We start from the raw sequence: 19,995 nt of genomic DNA, 5'->3' as shown, positions 1-19,995 counted from the left end.
ATCCCCCCACCCAACGCAAAAGGGCCAGCATCTGCTGGCCCTTTTGCGTTGGGTGGGTTGCGGATCAGATCCCCGCCTTCCAGCCCGAGGTGATCGGATAGCGGCGATCACGGCCGAAGCCGCGCTGGGTCACGCGCGGGCCGATCGGTGCCTGACGGCGCTTGTACTCGTTGATATCCACCAGACGGATCACCCGGTTCACATCAGCCGCATCGAAGCCTTCATCGATGATCGCCTGGGCGGAGTAATCACGCTCCACGTACAGCTCCAAAATGCGGTCCAGCACGTCGTAGTCCGGCAGGCTGTCCTGATCGGTCTGATCCGGCGCCAGCTCGGCCGAGGGCGGCCGGTCGATGACCCGCTGCGGAATCACCGGCGACAGCGTATTGCGGTAGCGCGACAGCTGATATACCAGCGTCTTGGGAATATCCTTGAGCACATCGAAGCCACCGGCCATGTCACCGTAGAGCGTGGAGTAGCCCACGGCCATCTCGCTCTTGTTGCCGGTGGTGAGTACCAGGTAGCCCTTCTTGTTGGAGATCGCCATCAGCAGCACGCCGCGACAGCGCGCCTGCAGGTTTTCCTCGGTCGTATCCGGGGCATAACCCTTGAGCTGCGGCTGCAGCTGCTGCATAAAGCTGTCGTACAGCGGCTCGATGGAAATGACGTCGTACTGGATGCCCAGGGCATTGGCTTCGGCTTCGGCGTCTTCCAGACTCATGGAAGAGGTCCAGCGGAACGGCATCATCACCGCTTCCACCCGATCGGCACCCAACGCATCCACCGCGACAGCCACGGTCAGCGCCGAGTCGATACCACCGGACAGGCCCAGCACCACGCCCTTAAAGCCATTCTTGTTGACGTAATCACGCACCCCGGTCACCAGCGCCTGGTAGACACTGGCATCGCGGCCCAAGACGGGTTGAGAGGGCTGTTCCGCACTCAGCGTGCCCGAAGCGGGATCGAAGCAGGCCGTATACAGCGCCTCCTCGCAGTGAGCACCGCAGAACAGGGTTTCCCCCGTGGCGGAGACCAGCAGCGAGTTGCCATCGAAAATCAGCTCGTCTTGTGCTCCGGTCTGGTTGAGGTACACAATCGGTGCCTGCAACTGCTGCGCGCGCTGCGCCACCACATCGGCACGCTGCTCAGGCTTGCCCATATGATAAGGCGAGGCGTTGAGGCTGAGCACCAGATCAACATCCGCCTGGGCCAACTGTTCGGTGGGCGCACTGTGCCAGATATCTTCACAGATGCTCAGACCGATACGCACACCCCGGTGCTCGAACACACCGGGCTGACTACCGGCGACGAAGTAACGCTGCTCGTCGAATACCTGGTAATTGGGCAGGCACTGCTTGGCATATTCGCCGATCAGCTCGCCGTCACGGATTACGCCCGCCATGTTGTAGAGGGCACCCTCCACGTAGCGCGGATACCCCAGCACCAGCGTAATGCCCTCTACTTCGGCCTTGATCCGCGCCAGTGCCTGCTCGATGCGCGGCTCTAGGCTGGGGCGCAGCAGCAGGTCTTCCGGCGGGTAGCCGCTCAGGGCCAGCTCAGGAAAGAGCACGAGATCAGCCTGGTGCTCATCCCGTGCCTTGAGGGCGGTGTCTATAACGCGGCTGGTATTGCCGGGGATATCCCCGACCAGCAAGTTCAGCTGGGCCATCAGGACCCGTATCGGTGTGCTCATCGATCTCCCGCTACTTCTCAGCGTGCTGTTAAACGTCCAGCCGGAGAGTATGCATCAGGATCGATCACGGGTGAACGCTCCAGCAGCAGATCGGCCAGCAATCGGGTCGAGGCCGGGGCCAGCACCAGGCCGTTGCGATAGTGGCCGGTGTTCAGGTGCAGCCCCTGCCAGCCCGGCACCGCACCGATGAACGGCACGCCTTCCGGCGACCCCGGGCGCAGCCCGGCCCAGTGGTGCTCCACTTCGTAGTCGGCCAATTCCGGCACGATACGGGTGGCGGTATCGAACAGCGAGCGGCTGGCCTCTTCGGTGGTAGTCTTGTCGAAGCCGACATGTTCCAGGGTGCTACCCACCAGAACCCGGCCATCGCTGCGCGGGATCACGTAGCGCCCGTCCAGCATCACCACCCGATCGACGACGCCGGGTACGGCGTTGAACACCATCATCTGGCCGCGCACCGGCTCCACCGGCAGGCTCAGGCCCAGCTGCGCCAACAGCTCGCCGCTCCAGGCACCACCGGCCAGAATCACCTCCTTGGCCTTGTGCTCGCCCTGCTCAGTCTTGACGCCGGTGACGCGCTCGCCAAAGGTGCTGAACCCGATCACTTCGCTGTCTTCGCACAGGGTGATGCGCGGGTTGTCCTTGACGCTCAGGCGCAACGCCTGCCCCAGGCGCGGATTGCGAATGCTGGCCACTTCCGGCATCCACAGGGCCGACTCGAACCCCGGCGCCACGTGCGGCTCGGTGCGGTAGATGAACTCGGCATCGACCTTGGTCAGCGGACGGTGGAAGCGGCGTGCCCAGTCCAGCGCGGTCTGTTCCTCGCCGTCTTCCACGTTCAGCATCAGCATGCCCTTCTGGCGCAGTTCCGGGTCACAACCGGTTTCGTCCAGCAACTCTTGCGACAGGTGCACATAGCTGCTCTGTGACCAGAGCGCCAGCGCGGTAATTTCATCCCGGTAACGCCAGGGATACAGCGGCGATACGATGCCGCCGCCGGCCCAAGAGGCTTCACGGGCGCTGCGGCCACGCTCGATCACTTTGACACTGGCTCCGGCCTGCGACAGCAGACGAGCCGTCATCAGGCCGATAACACCGGCCCCTACAATCAGAAAATCGGACATGAATCGACGCTCCCTCATTACGTCTATGCCGGACCGTACCCCTTGTACAGTCCCTGTTGATCAAGTTCAGGGGGCTTTGCGCACCACACGGGCCCGCCCGAGCAATGACACCACAACCTGATGTTCGTGGTCGGTATTGGGGGCGCGGATGACAAAGGTGCCGTTGGAACCACCCAGCGCCGTGCCATCCGGCTGGTAAACCAGCGAGTCGCCCCGATTCCAGAGTATGGTCGCAGCTGATGAAAAGTTCGCAACGTAAAACACCGTTTCGTCATTACTCACTATCCGGTTCTGATCCAGATCAACGAACAACAGGGCACCGGTCCAATTGCGGCTGCCCTGCCGACGGCTGCCCTGGCATTGCGCGCCGTCATCGCTGGCACACATGACCACTCGACGGTTGCGCATCAATGCGGCCGAGCGGGCTTGGGACAACAAGCTGACGATATCGGCTTCGGTCGCGCCCAGGCGGCTAGATGCCACCAGCTGGGTAAAGGATGGGGGACCCAGCGCGGCCAGAATGCTGAGAATGGTTACGGTGAGCAACAGCTCGACCAGCGTCAGTCCCCGCTGGCGGGGGACGGACGGCTTGGGCTGATCTTCCATGATCAACGTCTCCTGTGGGTAATGAAGCGGCTTGTCCTTAAGCCGCACCCTCAGAGACTGGTTAAATTACACTCAGCTGTCAAGCCGCCTCGATGGCCTTAATTTCGACCTCGAAGATCAGGGTTTTGCCGGCCAGAGGGTGGTTGAAATCCACGGTGACCTTGTCGTCGTTGAAGTCAGTGATCACGCCGGGCAGTTCACCGCCCGGCTCCTGGAAAGAAACCACCAGGCCCGGCTCCAGATCCATGTCCTTGAACTGGCTGCGCGGCATCACCTGAATATTGCTCGGGTTGTGCATGCCGAAACCACGCTCCGGGGCGATGGTCAGCTCAGCATGTTCACCGGCCTTGAGCCCCAGCAGGGCCTGTTCGAAGCCTTCCGGAATATTGCCATCGCCAAAGGTAAAGCTCACTGGATCGGCATCAAAGTTGCTGTCGATCAGCTGGCCGTCTTCCAGTTTAATGGCGAAGTTCATCGTAATGGCCGTATCCGGACCAATAACGGTGTCTGTCATGCGTTGGTTCCTGTCTCAGTCAGTCTCGTTGCCGCCCAAAAAGAACATGTCGATCAGCAGCAAAATGGTGCCCAGCGTGATGGCACAGTCGGCAATGTTGAACGCGGGAAAGTAATACCCGGACCAGTGCAGCGAAATAAAATCGATCACGTGGCCATGTACACTACGGTCAAACAGGTTACCCAGAGCACCGCCCAGCACCAGTGCCAGGCCGGTGGCCAGCGCCGTTTGCGTGACCGGCGTACGCCGCATCCAGTGCAGCAGGAAGGCGCTCATGCCCACGGCGATGGCGACAAACAGCCAGCGCTGCCAGCCCCCGGCCGAGGCCAGGAAGCTGAACGCCGCACCGGTGTTGTACAGCAGGGTCAGATCGAACACCGGCAGCAGCGGCACCGGGTCGGCATAGCTCAGTCGGGTGTCGGCCAGATACTTGCTGGTCAGATCGACCACGATCACCAGCAGCGTGAGCCAGAGCCAGCGCAGTGCGCTGGCCCGGAGGGCAAGGGGGGCTGCAGCGTTCATCAGGCGAAGTCGCGCTGTTCGCCTTCGCCGTCCACGTTGCTCACGCAGCGGCCGCACAGATCCGGGTGCCCCTCGTGGCGGCCCACGTCTTCACGGTGGTGCCAGCAGCGGCCACACTTGGCATGACCGGATGCGGCAACAGCCACTTTCAGGCCTTCCACGTCGGTCACACGGGCGTCACCGGCTTCGCTCAGCGGCTTGAGGGTCGCTTCGGAGGTGATCAGCACGAAGCGCAGTTCGTCACCCAGACGGGCCAAGTCGGCATGCAGGTCGTCATCCACGTACAGAGTCGCTTCCGCGGCCAGGGAGGCCTTCACCAGCTTCTCGTTGCGGGCGTCTTCCAGACACTTGTTGACCGCATCCTTCACGCTCATCACGCGCTGCCAGAACTCACGGCCGAAGGGATCGTCCTCGGCCAGCTCGAACAGGTCTTCATACCAGGTGGCCAGCAGCACAGAATCCTTGCGCTCGCCCGGCAGCACTTCGTAGATCTCTTCGGCGGTGAAGCTGAGGATCGGCGCGATCCAGCGCACCAGCGCCTGCGCGATATGGAACAACGCGGTCTGGCAGGAACGGCGCGCCAGAGAATCGGCCTGGGTGGTGTACTGACGGTCCTTGATGATGTCCAGGTAGAAGCCGCCCAGCTCCTGCACGCAGAAGTGGTGCACCTGCTGGTAGACATCGAGGAAGCGGTAGCTGTCGTAGGCCGCGATTACCTTCTGCTGCAGACGTGCTGCGGCATCCACCGCCCAGCGGTCCAGCGCCAGCATCTCTTCCGCCGGCAGGCTGTCGCGGGCCGGTTCAAAGCCGTTCAGGTTAGCCAGCAGGAAGCGCGCGGTGTTGCGGATACGGCGGTAGCTGTCGGCGGTGCGCTGCAGGATTTGCTTGGACACGGCCATCTCACCGGAGTAATCGGTGGAGGCCACCCACAGGCGCAGGATGTCGGCGCCCAGGCTGTCGGTCACTTCCTGGGGCGCGATCACGTTGCCCAGCGACTTGGACATTTTGTAGCCCTTCTCGTCGACGGTAAAGCCGTGGGTCAGGACCTGTTTGTAGGGTGCGCAGCCGTTGATGGCGATGGAGGTTTTCAGCGACGACTGGAACCAGCCGCGATGCTGGTCAGAACCTTCCAGGTACAGGTCCGCCGGGAACTTGAGGCCATCACGGGTGCGCAGCACTGCGTGGTGGGTGACACCGGAGTCGAACCAGACATCCAGGGTGTCGGTGACCTTGTCGTAGTCGGCCGCTTCATCGCCCAGCAGCTCCGTGGCATCCAGCTCGAACCAGGCGTCGATGCCGCCCTGCTCGATCTTCAGCGCCACCTGCTCGATCAACTCGGCGGTACGCGGGTGCAGTTCACCGCTCTGCTTGTGAGTGAACAGGGTGATCGGTACGCCCCAGGTACGCTGACGGGACACACACCAGTCCGGGCTCTGATCGACCATGGATTCGATGCGGTTCTGGCCCCATTCCGGGAACCACTGCACGCCCTTGATGGCGTCCATGGCCTGACCTTTCAGCTGCTTGGCATCCATGGAGATAAACCACTGCGGCGTGGCACGGTAGATCAGCGGGGTTTTGGTGCGCCAGCAGTGCGGGTAGCTGTGCTGGAAGCGCTTCAGATGCACCAGTTTGCCTTCACGCTCCAGCGCATCGCACACCGGGCCGTCCGCCTTGTAGACGTGGACGCCGGCAAACTCGCCGGCGGCATCGGTGTAGGTACCGTTGGCCTGCACTAGGTTCAGCGTTTCAAGGCCGTACTGCTGACCGACCACGAAGTCTTCCATACCGTGATCGGGCGCGGTGTGAACGGCACCGGTACCGGCATCAGTGGTGACGTGATCACCTAGGATCAGCGGCACCTGCTTATCATAGATCGGGTGCTTCAGCTGCAGCAGTTCCAGCGCGCTGCCGTTGCAGGTGGCCAGCACGTCGAACTTGTCCACACCCCAGCGTGCCATGATGTCGTCAACCATCTCCGCCGCCAGCACCATGCGATCCACGCCCTGCTCGGTATGGGCTTCCACCAGCGCGTAATCCAGCGCACCGTTGACGGAAACGGCCTGGTTGGCCGGGATGGTCCAAGGGGTGGTGGTCCAGATCACCACGGAGACCGGTGCGCCACCTGCAGCGGTACCGAACAGTGCCAGTACCTTGTCCTGATCAACGAAGGTGAAGCGCACATCGATGGCGGTGGAGGTCTTGTCCTGATACTCCACTTCTGCTTCGGCCAGCGCGGACTGGCCCACGACACTCCAGTACACCGGCTTGTAGCCTTTGACCAGATGACCGTTTTCGATGATCTTGCCCAGGGCACGCACGATGTTGGCTTCGGTGTCGAAGTTCATCGTCAGGTAGGGGTTGTCCCAGTCGCCCAGTACGCCCAGACGGATGAAATCGGCCTTCTGACCCGCGACCTGCTCGGCGGCATACTCGCGGCACTTCTGACGGAATTCACGGTAGGGCACCTTCTCGCCGGCCTTGCCGATGAGGGTTTCAACCTTGTGTTCGATGGGCAGGCCGTGGCAGTCCCAGCCCGGCACGTAGGGGGCATCAAAGCCACTCAAGGTCTTGGACTTGATGATCATGTCCTTGATCACCTTGTTGACCGCATGACCGATGTGAATGTTGCCGTTGGCATAGGGAGGGCCGTCATGCAGGATGAACGGCTCTCGGTCCTTGCCCGCTTCACGCAACTGACGATACAGGTCGATTTCATTCCAGCGCGCCAGACGAGCCGGCTCACGCTTGGGCAGGTTGCCACGCATCGGGAATGCCGTTTCCGGCAGATTCAGTGTTGCTTTGTAGTCGGTCATAACAGGTCGCTTCCAGAGGTAGGGTCAGTCCCGGCCCGCCCGGTCGAACCAGGCGCGGACATGTTCAATATCGGTTTCGATCTGGGCCTTGAGCGCGTCAAGGCCGTCAAAGGCGCGTTCGTCACGGATGAAGTGCAGAAATTCGACCCGCATCAGGCGGCCGTAGATTTCTTCACCGTGGTAGTCCAGCAAGTGGACCTCCAGTACCGGCTGGCGGCCATGAACCGTGGGCCGCATGCCCACGTTGCAGACACCGGCCAGGCGCTGACCATCGAAATGGGCATGCACGGCAAACACCCCGCGCAACGGGCAAGGATGGCGGTGCATGCGCACATTGGCGGTGGGCACACCCAGCTGACGGCCAAGCTTCTGGCCGTGCATCACCCGTCCGGTCACGGCATAACGCCAGCCCAGCAGATGTTCGGCCAGGTCGAAGTCGTTGCGCTGCAGGGCCGCCCGAATGCGCGTGCTGCTGACACGCTCATCGGCAATGGCAAAGGTGGCCGTGTTGGCCACGCTGAAACCGTGACGCTCCCCGGCCTCGCACAGCATGTCAAAATCGCCGCGGCGATCGCAGCCGAAGCGGAAGTCGTCGCCCACCACGAAGTGCTTCACCGCCAGTCCCTGCAGCAGCAACTCATCGATAAAGGCTTCCGCGGACAGATTGCGCAGGCGGGTGTTGAAGGTCAGGCACAGCACCCGGTCGACCCCTTCAGCTGCCAGCAGGCGCACCTTCTCATCAAAACGGGTCAGGCGCGGCGGCACCTTGTCACCACCGAAGAACTCACGCGGCTGCGGTTCGAAGATGATCGCCACGCTGGGCAGCCCCAGCGCGGCGGCCTTGGCCTTGACCTGAGCCAGCACCTTGCGGTGCCCCAGGTGCACGCCATCGAAGTTGCCGATCGTGGCAACGCAGCCACGGTGTCGGTCACGCAGATTGTGTAAGCCTCGTATCAGTTCCATGCAGTTGCTGAGCCAGCGCCAGAAATATGGACTGCGCAGTATATCGTACTCTGGCCACGGCGAGTACCGCTCACAAAGTGTTCAGCCACGCAAGTGATGCAGGCGCAGACCGGTGGCCACCAGAGACAGGCCGTAGGCCCCCCCGCCAGCCAGCACCAGCAGCGTCATCCACTGTACCCGAGTCCAGAGATCGGCCGCCAGCCAGTCGCCCAACTGGTATTGAATCAGTAGCAAGGTGCCTACCAGTACAGCCGATGCACTGAGCAGGCGAAACAGCATCTGGCCCCAGCCCGGCTGCCAGCGGAACACGCCTTCCTTGATCAGGCCATGCAGCAGCCAACCGGCATTCATAAACGCCGACAGCGAAGTCGCCAGCGCCAGCCCAGCGTGATCCAGCGGCCAAACCAGGATCAGGTTGAACACCATGTTGGCGACCATGGCCTTCACCGCAATGCGCACTGGCGTGCGCGTATCCTGGCGGGCAAAGTAACCCGGCGCCAGCACCTTGATCAACATGAACGCCAGCAGGCCGAAGGCATAGGCCCTCAGACTCATGGCTGCCATGAGCACGTCACGGTCGGTCATCTGCCCGTAGTGGAACAGCGTCGCGATCAGCGGCTCCGCCAGCAGCGCCAGCGCCAACGCCGCGGGCACGCCGATCAGCAAAATCATGCGGATGCCCCAGTCGAGCATCTGCGCGAAACGCTCGGGGTTCTGCGCCGCATGGGTACGCGACAGGCTGGGCAGGATCACCGTGGCGATCGCAATGCCGAACACCCCCAACGGCAGCTCGGACAGGCGATCGGAGTAATACAGCCAGGACACGCTGCCGGTCTGCAGGAAAGATGCCAGCACCGTATCCAGCAACAGGTTTATCTGCGCCACCGAGACACCGAACAGCGCCGGCAGCATCAGCCTGAGGATGCGGCGCACGCCCTCGTCACGAAAACCGGGCTGAGGCACCGGTAGCAGGCGCAACCGGGCCAGAAACGGCAGCTGGAACAGCAGCTGCACCGCTCCGGCCATGAGCACGCCCCAAGCCAGCGCCATCACTGGCGTCTCCAGCAGCGGGCTGAGCCAGACCGCCGAGCCGATCAGACAGAGGTTGAGCAGCACCGGGGTAAAGGCCGGTACAGCAAAGCGTTCGTAACTGTTAAGAATGGCACCGCAGAAGGCGGTCAACGAAATCAGCAGCAGGTAGGGGAAGGTGATTCTGAGCATGTCGGCGGCCAGCGTGAACTTTTCACCACCGGCCATGTAGAAACCGGGGGCAAACAGCGCCGCCAGCAACGGGGCGCCAATCACAGCCAGCACGGTGACCGCGACCAGCACCGACCCCAGCGCCCCGGCCACCCGATGCACCAGCTGCTGCACCGCTGCCAGATCACGCTGGGTGCGGTATTCCGACAGTACCGGCACGAAGGCCTGGGAAAACGCCCCCTCGGCAAACAGGCGGCGCAGGAAGTTGGGAATTTTGAAGGCTACGAAGAAGGCGTCAGCACTACCGCTGGCGCCAAAATAGCCGGCGATCACCACATCACGCACCAGCCCCAGTACGCGCGACAGCAGGGTCATGATCCCGACCACGCCGCTGGAGCGCAGCAACCCTGCACCTGCTTTTTTTGCCTGTTCCGCCACAATTTTTCCTTACAGCTCTGCCGAATGTGCGCCGATCATAGCTTTGATTACAAAACAGACAAAGTCCGGTGTCGAAACCGGGTCATTTGGTTGACATCCTGCATGGGGACAGGAATAATGTCGCGTCTAATTTTTCGGCATTACATCGCCGTATTCTGATCAACCCTAATCATTGAAGGAGCCGGATCGTGGCTAATTCCGCAGGATCCAAAAAACGCGCTCGTCAGGCGGAGAAGCGTCGTCAGCACAACGCTAGCCTGCGCTCCATGGCGCGCACGTACATCAAAAAAGTCTTCGCTGCTATCGACAGCGGCGACCAGGCAGCTGCACAGGAAGCTTTCAAGGTCGCTCAGCCGATCATGGATAGCTCCGTGAACAAGGGCATCTTTCACAAGAACAAGATCGCCCGCACCAAGAGCCGCCTGAGCGCTCGCATCAAGGCAATGGCTGCTTAAGCCTACGTCTGATCAGCACAAAAAAACCGGCTTCTGCCGGTTTTTTTGTATCTGCCCACTGACATCACGCCAGCACCAGATTATCTCGGTGCACCAACTCCGCCTCACCCATGAAGCCCAACACCCCTTCGATATCGCGACTGGGACGCCCAATGATGCGCTGCGCATCTTCCACGCCATAGTTGGCCAGTCCGCGCGCCACTACCCGGCCGCACTCATCCAGCATCATCACCATCTCGCCACGGGAAAAGTCTCCACTGACGGAACGCACGCCCGCCGGCAGCAAACTCTTGCCACGCTCGGTCAGCGCCGCCACGGCACCGGCATCCAGCACCAGAGAACCGCGCGCCTGCAGATGACCGGCGATCCATTGCTTGCGGGCCGCCATGGGTTCACACTCTGGCAGCAACAACGTACCCACCTGTTCGGCGGCATGCAGCTTGAGCAGTACATCAGGCTCGCGCCCACTGGCGATCGCCGTCAGCGCCCCGGAACGTGCCGCCAGCTTGGCCGCACGCACCTTGGTGGCCATACCGCCCCGCCCCAGCTTGCCACCGCCACCCGCCATGGCAGTCAACCGCTTGTCGCCGGCCATCGCCTCGCTGATCAGCTCGGCATCGGAGTTACTGCGCGGATCGGCGGTGTACAGGCCATGCTGGTCAGTCAGTAGAATCAGCACGTCCGCTTCCACGGCATTGGCCACCAGCGCTCCCAGAGTATCGTTGTCGCCGAAACGGATCTCGCTGGTCACGACGGTGTCGTTCTCGTTGACCACCGCCACTACACCCAGCTCGATCAGGGTACGCAGAGTAGAACGAGCATTAAGATAGCGCTTGCGGTTGGACATGTCGTCGTGCGTCAACAGCACCTGAGCGGTGTGCAGGCCATGACGACGGAAGTTGGTCTCATAGGCCTGCACCAGCCCCATCTGCCCCACGGCAGCGGCCGCCTGGAGGCGGTATACCTCCGACGGCCGCTCAGACCAGCCCAGGCGCGTCATACCCTCGGCTACGGAGCCAGAAGATACCAGCACCACCTCCACACCCCGACGGGTCAATTCCACCAGCTGATCGACCCAGCCGGCGATAGCGATCTGATCCAGCCCCTGACCATCATTGGTCAGCAGCGCACTGCCGATCTTGACGACCCAGCGTCCAGACTGGGCCAAGCTTTTACGTCCCGCAGTCACCTTGCTCTTACTCCGTCAGCGCACATACTCCACTTCGACGTCGTAGTCATCATCGTCGAAGTCATCATCATCCAGATCATCTTCCGCCTCGCGACGCGCCCGCATTTCGGCCCGCATGCGACGCAGGTTTTCGCGGGCCTCTTCGTCGATCAGCGCACGAATACGACGCTCTTCGTCCAGCAGCTCCGGATTCTCGACAATCGCCTCGGCACGCGCATCCAGAAACTCCTGCAGATCATGCACCAGCGGCATCAGGCCGGTCTTGTTCAGTGCCGATACGCGGTACACTGGGCCGTCCCAGCCCAGAGCGTCAATCACCGCCTGACAGGCCGCATCCTGCTCATCTTCCGGCAGCATATCGAGCTTGTTCAGCACCAGCCAGCGAGGCTGATCCGCCAGGGTCGAACTGAACTTTTCCAGCTCGCGCACGGCAGTCACGGCAGCTTCGGCCGGCGTGGTGTCATCCCAGGGCGCCATATCCACCAGATGCAACAGCACACGGTTGCGCGCCAGATGCTTGAGGAAGCGAATCCCCAGGCCGGCACCTTCGGCCGCGCCTTCGATAATGCCGGGGATATCCGCCACCACGAAGCTGCGATGCGCCTCGGTACGCACCACACCCAGGTTAGGCACCAGCGTGGTGAAGGGGTAGTCCGCCACCTTGGGCTTGGCCGCCGAGATGGAACGGATCAGCGTCGACTTGCCGGCATTGGGCAACCCCAGCAGACCCACGTCAGCCAGCACCTTGAGTTCCAGTCGCAGGTTGCGCAGCTCACCGGCACTGCCCTTGGTGGTCTGGCGCGGCGTACGGTTAACACTGCTCTTGAAGCGCGTGTTGCCCAGCCCGTGCCAGCCACCCTGGGCGATTTTCTCGCGCTGACCAATTTTGGTCAGGTCCGCCAGCACCTCATTGGTATCCACGTCCACGACGGTGGTGCCCACCGGCACCTTCAACACCAGGTCTTCGCCCTTGGAGCCGGTGCAGTTGCGACCACTGCCGGACTCGCCGTTCTGGGCGTTATAGCGGCGCGTGAAGCGGTAATCGATCAGCGTGTTCAGCGACTCGTCCGCTTCCACGAAGATGGAGCCGCCGTCACCACCGTCACCACCATCCGGGCCGCCTTTCGGAATGTATTTCTCACGCCGGAAGCTCAGACAGCCGTTACCACCCTTGCCAGCTTCCACCGTGATGGTCGCTTCATCGACAAATTTCATCTTTACCTCCAACCTGATTCATTCCGGGCATGCCCTGAAGGATACACCCTGACAGCACCCACCACAGCCTCTTGGCATGCGCGGAGCCGAGTACACAACGAAAAAAGCTCCGCCTGGGCGGAGCTTTTTAACGCGCACACATTCGCTGCTTAGGCAGGAACGATGCTTACGTATTTACGGTTGTTCGGACCCTTGGTCTCGAACTTCACAACGCCGTTGGCGGTTGCGAACAGGGTGTGGTCCTTGCCCAGACCAACATTCTCACCGGCGTGGAACTTAGTGCCACGCTGACGAACCAGAATGTTGCCAGCCAGAACTGCCTGACCACCGAAACGCTTTACGCCCAGACGCTTTGATTGTGAGTCGCGGCCGTTACGCGTTGAACCACCAGCCTTCTTATGAGCCATTCTTCAATCTCCTAATTCGGTTACTCAGGCACTGATGCCAGTGATCTTGACTTCAGTGAACCACTGACGGTGGCCCTGACGCTTCATGTGGTGCTTGCGGCGACGGAACTTGATGATGTTGACCTTTTCGCCACGGCCGTGACCGACCACTTCAGCAGACACTTTGGCACCGTCTACAACCGGCGCGCCGACCTTGATGTCGTCGCCGTTGCCGACCAGCAGGACGCGGTCGAATTCAAAGCTGGAACCTGCGTCAGCCGCCAGTTTTTCCAGCTTCAGAGTCTGTCCTTCCTGCACACGGTACTGCTTACCGCCGCTTACGATTACTGCAAACATGCTTTTCTCCAAGGTTTCACCTGCCCGGCTACTGGATACGAAACCTACTTCTAATGGCCGAAATCCGCAGATTTCTGGCACCCTATGGTAGGGAGCGTCGGTGGACAGGTTCGAGGCGCGGGATTTTACGCCATTTGCACACTTTTTAGCAAGCTGTTTTGCGCGCACCCAGCCCCCGCCATAGCCGAAATCACGCCGCCTCGGGCGCCTGACTTGACACTCCCGGGAGCGCCGCCTAGCATGCGGCGGGTGTTCAGTCCACATACAGACCCCGTCGATGCAGCCACATCAGCTAAATCCGGCGATTGAGCCGCAGTTCAATGCCGTCACCGACTACATCCTCAACCATTTGGGTTCCAACGTCCCGCTGGTGGAGAGGATCGGCCACTACATTGTCTCCGGCGGCGGCAAGCGCATTCGCCCCCTGCTGGTTTTGCTCAGTGCCAATGCCTGTGGCTACAAGGGCGAGCAGCATGTTCCACTGGCCGCCATTATCGAATTCATCCATACCGCAACGTTGCTGCACGATGATGTCGTGGACAACTCGGAGCTGCGCCGCGGTAACGCCACCGCCAACGCCAAGTGGGGCAATGCGCCCAGTGTTCTGGTCGGCGATTTCCTGTATTCGCGCTCGTTCCAGCTGATGGTGGAGATCGGCCGCATGGAAATCATGCAGGTGATCTCCAACGCCACTACCGTGATCGCCGAAGGCGAGGTGCTGCAGCTGCTCAACCAGCGCAACCCGGACACCACCGAAGAGTCCTACATGCAGGTGATCCTCGGCAAGACCGCCATGCTGTTCGAGGCCGCTACCGAAGTGGGCGCCATCCTGGCCGATGCCTCGGACGCTGAACGCGAGGCCATGCGCCTGTACGGCCGTCATTTGGGCATCGCTTTCCAGATCGTCGACGACCTGATGGACTACCTGTCCGACAGCGCCACCATGGGCAAGAACGTGGGTGATGACCTGGCCGAAGGCAAGGCGACCCTGCCGCTGATCCATGCCATGCGCGTGGGTACGGACGAGGAGCGCAAGCTGATCCGTCGCGCCATCCGCGAAGGCGGCCTGGATGACCTGCAGCCGGTGATGGACGTGGTTCAGCGCACCGGAGCCATCGACTACACCCGCCAGCAGGCGCAGGCCGAACTGGACAAGGCGGTCCAGGCGCTCGAGGCCCTGCCGGCCAGCTCTTTCCGCGACACCCTGGTCACCCTGACCGAACAGGCGCTCGGCCGTACCAGCTGAGCTGCCTTACTGGCGCGTGAGGCGATACACCACTTCACGCCGCCCAGACTCCACTTCTGCCTGATCCAGACGCACCAGCGTGAATGCCGGCTCGAACAGCCTGCGCACTTCCGCTTCGGGCACCGAAAACGGCGGCCCTTCGCTGCCGGTCAACTCCAGCGTCACCAGCAGCATCTCCACGCCGGCGGGCAACTGCTCGCGCAGGTGCGCGGCATAGGCCTTGCGCATCGCCGGCGGCAGGGCAATCAGCGCCGCGCGGTCATAGACCGCTGCCACCTCACCCCAATGCTCCCGCCCCAGTGCGAACAGGTCGGCACTCCACAGGGTAATGCCGTCGCGAGTACGGGTATGGCCCTCAGGCACGGCGACCGGCGTCACCCGCACCCCCTGCTCCTCGAAGAAATCACGACAGGCCAGATCACTCAGTTCTACGCCGACTACTTCGTGCCCCTGCTCCCGCAACCAGAGCATATCGCGCGACTTGCCGCACAGCGGTACCAGCACCCGGGCACCTGCCGGCAGCCGCAACCGTGGCCAGTAACGGCACAGCCAGGCATTGATATCCGTCTGGTGAAAGCCGATACGTCCCTCTTTCCAGCGAGTGTGCCAGAATGCATGTTCCACGGTTTGAGCCCTCCTCGGTGTGCGCTTGATGAGCAAATTACATGACTCAGCTCGTGCCTGAAAGGCAGTGAAACGGTATAATCGCCGAAATACTGATGAAAAACCTCTGGATATACGGTTTCTTATGACACGACCTTCCTCATTTGAACGCGAAGAGCTGCTGCAGTGCGGTCACGGCGAAATGTTCGGCCCCGGCAATGCACAGCTGCCGGTCGGCAATATGCTGATGCTGGACCGCATCCTTGACATCAACACCGATGGCGGCCAGTTCGGCAAGGGCGAGATCATCGCCGAACTGGATATCCGTCCTGATCTCTGGTTCTTTGACTGCCACTTCCCGGGTGACCCGGTGATGCCAGGCTGTCTGGGCCTGGACGCCATGTGGCAGCTGGTCGGTTTCTTCCTTGGCTGGCGCGGCAACGAAGGCCGTGGCCGCGCCCTGGGCTCGGGTGAAGTAAAATTCACCGGCCAGGTCCTGCCCAGTGCCAGCAAGGTGACCTACCACATCGAGCTCAAGCGCGTGATCGAGCGCAAGCTGGTGATGGGCATCGCCGACGGTACAGTCGCCGTGGACGGCCGTGTCATCTACACTGCCAAGGATCTGCGTGTTGGCCTGTTCAAGCAGACCGACAACTTCTGAGCCGGAACCAAGGCTTGCGAAGACTGCCTGATAATAAGACTACATTGTTGATTGATTTGAAGAGAGGCTACACATGCGACGCGTCGTAGTGACCGGTATGGGAATCGTATCCTGCCTGGGTAACGATCTGGAGACAGTTCTGGATTCACTGAAGCAGGGCCGCTCCGGCATCAAGTTTCAGCCGGAATACAAAGAACTCGGCTTCCGCAGCCAGGTGGCCGGCAGCATCGATATCGATCTGGACAGCATGATCGACCGCAAGCTGCGCCGTTTCATGGGTAATGCTTCCGCCTACGCCTACCTGGCGATGAAGCAGGCGATTGAGCATTCCGGCCTGGCCGAAGACCAGGTCTCCAACGTCCGTACCGGCCTGATTGCTGGTTCTGGCGGCGCCTCTTCCGCAGACATCGTGGAAACCGCCGATATCCTGCGCAGCAAGGGTGTGCGCCGTGTCGGTCCCTACCGCGTCACTCGCACCATGGGCTCGACCGTATCCGCCTGCCTGGCCACGCCGTTCAAGATCAAGGGCGTGAACTACTCCATCACCTCGGCCTGCGCCACCAGCGCGCACTGCATCGGCAATGCCATGGAACAGATCCAGCTGGGCAAGCAGGACGTGATCTTTGCCGGCGGTGGTGAAGAGCTGCACTGGTCCCTGAGCGTCATGTTTGATGCCATGGGTGCCCTGTCCAGCAAGTATAACGACACCCCGGAAAAAGCCTCCCGTGCCTACGACGCCAACCGTGACGGCTTCGTCATTGCCGGCGGCGCGGGTATGCTGGTACTGGAAGAGCTGGAGCACGCCAAAGCGCGTGGCGCCAAGATCTACGCCGAGCTGACCGGTTACGGTGCTACGTCCGACGGCTACGACATGGTGGCGCCGTCCGGTGAAGGCGCCATCCGCTGCATGCAGCAGGCCATGGCAACCGTGGACGGCCCGATCGACTACATCAACTCCCACGGCACCTCCACACCAGCTGGTGATATCCAGGAGCTGAAAGCGATGAAGCAGACCTTCGGCGATGACATGCCACCGGTCAGCTCTACCAAGTCTCTGACTGGCCACTCGCTGGGCGCCACCGGCGTACAGGAAGCGATCTACTCGATCCTCATGCAGCAGAACAATTTCATCTGTGCATCGGCCAACATCGAAGAGCTGGACCCGGAAGCCGAAGGCATGCCGGTCATCACCGAGCGCAAGGACGGTGTCGAGCTCAAGCGCGTCATGTCCAACAGCTTTGGCTTTGGCGGTACCAACTCGACGCTGGTCTTCGAAAAATACGACGCCTGATACGACGATCAAGACCGATAAAAAAAACCGCTCACTCGAGCGGTTTTTTGGTTTTGGACCCGGCACAACGGGCTTGGGATCCGATGCCCCTGAGCGCTATCAGTCCAGACTGCCCTGCTTGCGCATGGTCGTTTCCAGCCACTCGCTGGCAATCTGATGCACCTCTTCCACGCTTTTGCCTTGGGTAGCGATCGCCGGACCGACGGCCACTTCGATAGTGCCCGGGTACTTGATGAATGACTTGCCGGGCCAGAACAGGCCGGCATTGTGCGCCACCGGGATCATCGGCACCTCACTGCTCACCGCCAGCATGGCACCGCCCTTGTTCCACTTGCCCAGCTGACCCACCGGCACGCGGGTCCCCTGGGGAAAGATCAGCAGCGGAATGCCGTCGGCCAGCCGCGCCTTGCCCTGCTCCAGCAACTGCTTGAGCGCACCGCGGCGCTTGCTGCGGTCTAGCGCGATCGGCTTGAGCAGCGCCAGCGCCCAGCCGAAGAACGGAATGCGCAGCAGCTCCTGCTTGAGCACCACGGCCTGCGGACGCACCAGCAGCTGGAAATAGAGGGTTTCCCACTCACTCTGATGGTTGGCGATGACCACGTAGCTGCCCTCTGTGGGCAAATGCTCGCGGCCGCTGACCCGCACCTTGACGCCACAGCAGATGCGCAGCCAGGCGATGTAGAAGTAGTTGATCAGGGTCAGAAACCTGAAACGGGCCCGAAACGGCAACAGCGGGCCGATGATCAGGCAAATGGCGGAAAACACGATCGTGACCGGATAGAAACCGGCGTAGTACAGCAACGAGCGCACGAACAGCAGCGGCGTCGCCTTGGGGGGGGTGGCAGCAGTCAACTCAGCCTCCTGTTACCGGTGGGAAAAAGGCCACCTCGTCCTGTTCTGACAGCTGAGCCTGCGGCCCTGCCACTTCCTGATTCAAGGCCATGATCAGATCCGGCGCCGTCAGCACGCTGGCCCAGGGCTCGCCGCGCTGCCGGGCCAGCCAGTCCACCAGCTGGCCCAGCGTGGCCACGTCGCTGGGCTTGTCCAGGATTTCCTCATCACAGCCCAGCTGTTCGCGAACGCGGGCAAAGTAAACCAGTTTCATTGCGAATCCTCCCGGCGCCAGTCGCCGCTTTTGCCGCCGGTCTTTTCGACCAGCTCGATGCCACTGATGCACATGCCCTTGTCTACCGCCTTGCACATGTCATACAGTGTCAGTGCCGCCACACTCACCGCCGTCAGCGCCTCCATTTCGACACCGGTCTGGCCGCTCAGGCGACAGCGCGCCTCGATCCGCACCCGATTGTGTTCAACCTCGGGCGTCAGTTCCACCTTGACCGAGCTGAGCATCAGCGGATGACACAGCGGAATCAGGTCAGGCGTTTTCTTGGCTCCCTGGATACCGGCGATACGGGCCACCGCGAGCACATCACCCTTGGGGTGGCCGCCCTGCTGAATCATGGCCAGGGTATCGGGCTGCATCTCGACCCAGCCGCACGCCAGCGCTTCGCGCACCGTCACGGCCTTGTCACTGACATCGACCATGCGAGCCTGGCCGCGGGCGTCGAGGTGGGTCAGTTCACTCATAATGACTCCTGTTCAGCCTTGCGCTGATTGATCACCGGGTTGGCATACATCTGCTGCAGGAACGGCCGTGCTTCGGCTTCCACCGCTGCCAGGCGTGCCTCGAATGCCTGCTGCTGTTCGTCACTGACCGGCTCGCCGGCCGCGGCCAGGTTGCTCGGATGCAGGCGATAATTCAGATAAATCTGGCGGTCGATCTCGGCCGCCAGCTGCTCCGGCGACTCGAACTCGCCACTCAGCGGCGTCCCGAAGCCAACATGGACAGCGCCCTTGTCACCGGTAATGCCGCGCACGATACTGCTGATGTCCTCGAACTCGGACTTCTCGTAAGCACCGTGCAACGCTACCGCCGCCAGCTCCTGTGCTTTGAGGGCATCACAGGGGTCCAGCTCGTAGGAGATGGCCACCGGCACGATATTCAGCCGCGACACCATTTCGCTCAGGGAGCGCTGCTTGCGCTGCGACATGTAGAGCATTTTCATCAGCGCCGGATCGGTCCGGTCATGGCCGTCCTTGGCCCGGCCTTCGCGCTGGGCGATCCAGACCGAGTGACCGCTGGTGATGCTGTAATCAATATAGCTCGACAGCTGCGTCAGTGCCGTCATCATCTCGCGCCCCTTGGCCGAACGGTTGACGATGAAGCTCTTGTTCAGCCGCATCAGGTCGGATACATAGGGCTTGCGCAGCAGGTTGTCACCGATGGCGATGCGCACCGTGGACATGCCGCCCTGATAACGCACCCAGTTGACGAAGGCCGGGTCCATGGCGATGTCCCGGTGGTTGGACACAAACAGGTAGGCTTCATTCGGGTCCAGTCGCTCCAGCCCCGAGCAGCTGACCCGGGTGGTGGTGCGGCCGATCATTTTCTGCATGTAGTCGGCCACCAGCATCTGGAAACCGTGCACATCTTCGATATCACCGACCCGCGCCGCCACGGCGATCCGGACCAGTGGCCGCAGCAGCCAGCCCAGCGGGCCGGAGGCGGTGGGAAACTGGTAACGGGTCAGGGCCGAGATGCACTCGTCATCGCGGATCAGGCGCTGCAGCACCACTTCAACTTCATTGTCCCGGTAGGGGCGGATCGACTGGTAGGGATCTTTGGCCAGGCTCTGAGCATTCATTCGCGAGTATC

At 61.7% G+C, this 19,995-nt stretch carries 21 protein-coding genes; 4 read left to right on the top strand and 17 right to left on the bottom strand.

Features of this window, described 5'->3' with window-relative positions; translation table 11 throughout:
* Nucleotides 1-64: 64 nt before the first annotated feature.
* The 8 genes from KTN04_RS11080 to murJ form a co-directional block, all read right to left on the bottom strand.
* Nucleotides 65-1,693 (bottom strand): NAD+ synthase, encoded by a 1,629-nt coding sequence (locus KTN04_RS11080; protein WP_217335294.1) that lies wholly within the window; start codon nt 1,691-1,693, stop codon nt 65-67.
* Between the two features lie 17 nt (nt 1,694-1,710).
* Entirely contained in the window at nt 1,711-2,817 is a 1,107-nt protein-coding gene (thiO, locus tag KTN04_RS11075) for a glycine oxidase ThiO (protein WP_217335293.1), read from the bottom strand.
* A gap of 66 nt (nt 2,818-2,883) precedes the next feature.
* The gene (locus KTN04_RS11070) at nt 2,884-3,423 is read right to left on the bottom strand and encodes a GspH/FimT family pseudopilin (RefSeq protein WP_217335292.1); all 540 of its coding nucleotides are present in this window, start codon (nt 3,421-3,423) and stop codon (nt 2,884-2,886) included.
* A 79-nt stretch (nt 3,424-3,502) separates the two neighbouring features.
* On the bottom strand, nt 3,503-3,937 hold the full coding sequence (locus KTN04_RS11065) for an FKBP-type peptidyl-prolyl cis-trans isomerase (protein WP_217335291.1): 435 nt from the start codon (nt 3,935-3,937) through the stop codon (nt 3,503-3,505).
* Between the two features lie 15 nt (nt 3,938-3,952).
* Nucleotides 3,953-4,459, bottom strand: a complete 507-nt coding sequence (gene lspA / locus KTN04_RS11060) for a signal peptidase II (RefSeq protein WP_217335290.1) — start codon at nt 4,457-4,459, stop codon at nt 3,953-3,955.
* Nucleotides 4,459-7,275 carry an isoleucine--tRNA ligase gene (gene ileS, locus KTN04_RS11055; RefSeq protein WP_217335289.1) on the bottom strand — a complete coding sequence of 939 codons (2,817 nt, stop codon included), beginning with the start codon at nt 7,273-7,275 and terminating at the stop codon, nt 4,459-4,461. Before ileS ends, lspA begins: the two co-directional genes overlap by 1 nt.
* A gap of 24 nt (nt 7,276-7,299) precedes the next feature.
* Nucleotides 7,300-8,238, bottom strand: a complete 939-nt coding sequence (gene ribF / locus KTN04_RS11050) for a bifunctional riboflavin kinase/FAD synthetase (RefSeq protein ID WP_217335288.1) — start codon at nt 8,236-8,238, stop codon at nt 7,300-7,302.
* 81 nt (nt 8,239-8,319) lie between these two features.
* Nucleotides 8,320-9,813, bottom strand: coding sequence for a murein biosynthesis integral membrane protein MurJ (gene murJ / locus KTN04_RS11045; protein ID WP_254262515.1), 1,494 nt, complete (start codon nt 9,811-9,813; stop codon nt 8,320-8,322).
* A 251-nt stretch (nt 9,814-10,064) separates the two neighbouring features.
* Here murJ and rpsT point away from each other — a divergent pair, with 251 nt between their 5' ends.
* Nucleotides 10,065-10,331: a 30S ribosomal protein S20 gene (rpsT, locus tag KTN04_RS11040; protein ID WP_217335286.1), complete on the top strand. Its 267-nt coding sequence runs from the start codon at nt 10,065-10,067 to the stop codon at nt 10,329-10,331.
* A 64-nt stretch (nt 10,332-10,395) separates the two neighbouring features.
* On the opposite strand, the gene proB is transcribed toward rpsT, so the two are convergent.
* From proB to rplU, 4 genes are all read right to left on the bottom strand, one after another.
* The gene (gene proB, locus KTN04_RS11035; protein ID WP_254262511.1) at nt 10,396-11,499 is read right to left on the bottom strand and encodes a glutamate 5-kinase; all 1,104 of its coding nucleotides are present in this window, start codon (nt 11,497-11,499) and stop codon (nt 10,396-10,398) included.
* Between the two features lie 36 nt (nt 11,500-11,535).
* Nucleotides 11,536-12,735 (bottom strand): Obg family GTPase CgtA, encoded by a 1,200-nt coding sequence (gene cgtA, locus KTN04_RS11030; protein ID WP_217335284.1) that lies wholly within the window; start codon nt 12,733-12,735, stop codon nt 11,536-11,538.
* A 149-nt stretch (nt 12,736-12,884) separates the two neighbouring features.
* Nucleotides 12,885-13,142 carry a 50S ribosomal protein L27 gene (rpmA, locus tag KTN04_RS11025; RefSeq protein WP_217335283.1) on the bottom strand — a complete coding sequence of 86 codons (258 nt, stop codon included), beginning with the start codon at nt 13,140-13,142 and terminating at the stop codon, nt 12,885-12,887.
* Nucleotides 13,143-13,166: 24 nt separating this feature from the next.
* Nucleotides 13,167-13,478 (bottom strand): 50S ribosomal protein L21, encoded by a 312-nt coding sequence (gene rplU / locus KTN04_RS11020; protein ID WP_217335282.1) that lies wholly within the window; start codon nt 13,476-13,478, stop codon nt 13,167-13,169.
* A gap of 277 nt (nt 13,479-13,755) precedes the next feature.
* On the opposite strand from rplU, the gene ispB reads away from it, so the two are divergent.
* Nucleotides 13,756-14,724, top strand: a complete 969-nt coding sequence (ispB, locus tag KTN04_RS11015) for an octaprenyl diphosphate synthase (protein ID WP_217335281.1) — start codon at nt 13,756-13,758, stop codon at nt 14,722-14,724.
* 6 nt (nt 14,725-14,730) lie between these two features.
* On the opposite strand, the gene KTN04_RS11010 is transcribed toward ispB, so the two are convergent.
* Nucleotides 14,731-15,348, bottom strand: a complete 618-nt coding sequence (locus tag KTN04_RS11010) for a thiopurine S-methyltransferase (protein ID WP_217335280.1) — start codon at nt 15,346-15,348, stop codon at nt 14,731-14,733.
* A 124-nt stretch (nt 15,349-15,472) separates the two neighbouring features.
* Here KTN04_RS11010 and fabA point away from each other — a divergent pair, with 124 nt between their 5' ends.
* Complete coding sequence (gene fabA, locus KTN04_RS11005; RefSeq protein WP_217335279.1) at nt 15,473-15,988, top strand: 3-hydroxyacyl-[acyl-carrier-protein] dehydratase FabA; 516 nt, start codon at nt 15,473-15,475, stop codon at nt 15,986-15,988.
* 73 nt (nt 15,989-16,061) lie between these two features.
* Entirely contained in the window at nt 16,062-17,279 is a 1,218-nt protein-coding gene (gene fabB / locus KTN04_RS11000; protein WP_217335278.1) for a beta-ketoacyl-ACP synthase I, read from the top strand.
* Nucleotides 17,280-17,378: 99 nt separating this feature from the next.
* Here the strand turns inward: fabB and KTN04_RS10995 are convergent, their stop codons facing one another.
* The 4 genes from KTN04_RS10995 to KTN04_RS10980 are packed head-to-tail and all read right to left on the bottom strand — an operon-like array spanning nt 17,379 to nt 19,984.
* Nucleotides 17,379-18,131: a lysophospholipid acyltransferase family protein gene (locus KTN04_RS10995; protein WP_254262509.1), complete on the bottom strand. Its 753-nt coding sequence runs from the start codon at nt 18,129-18,131 to the stop codon at nt 17,379-17,381.
* Between the two features lies 1 nt (nt 18,132).
* Nucleotides 18,133-18,384, bottom strand: a complete 252-nt coding sequence (moaD, locus tag KTN04_RS10990; protein ID WP_217335277.1) for a molybdopterin converting factor subunit 1 — start codon at nt 18,382-18,384, stop codon at nt 18,133-18,135.
* Nucleotides 18,381-18,866, bottom strand: coding sequence for a cyclic pyranopterin monophosphate synthase MoaC (moaC, locus tag KTN04_RS10985; RefSeq protein WP_217335276.1), 486 nt, complete (start codon nt 18,864-18,866; stop codon nt 18,381-18,383). The genes moaD and moaC overlap by 4 nt, the downstream gene beginning before the upstream one ends.
* On the bottom strand, nt 18,863-19,984 hold the full coding sequence (locus KTN04_RS10980; RefSeq protein ID WP_217335275.1) for a 1-acyl-sn-glycerol-3-phosphate acyltransferase: 1,122 nt from the start codon (nt 19,982-19,984) through the stop codon (nt 18,863-18,865). Before KTN04_RS10980 ends, moaC begins: the two co-directional genes overlap by 4 nt.
* Between the last annotated feature and the right edge of the window lie 11 nt (nt 19,985-19,995).

Source organism: Marinobacterium weihaiense, assembly GCF_019061305.1.
GTDB lineage: Bacteria > Pseudomonadota > Gammaproteobacteria > Pseudomonadales > Balneatricaceae > Marinobacterium > Marinobacterium weihaiense.
Note: the sequence above shows the minus strand (reverse complement) of the source record. Positions and strands in the feature narration are given on the sequence as shown.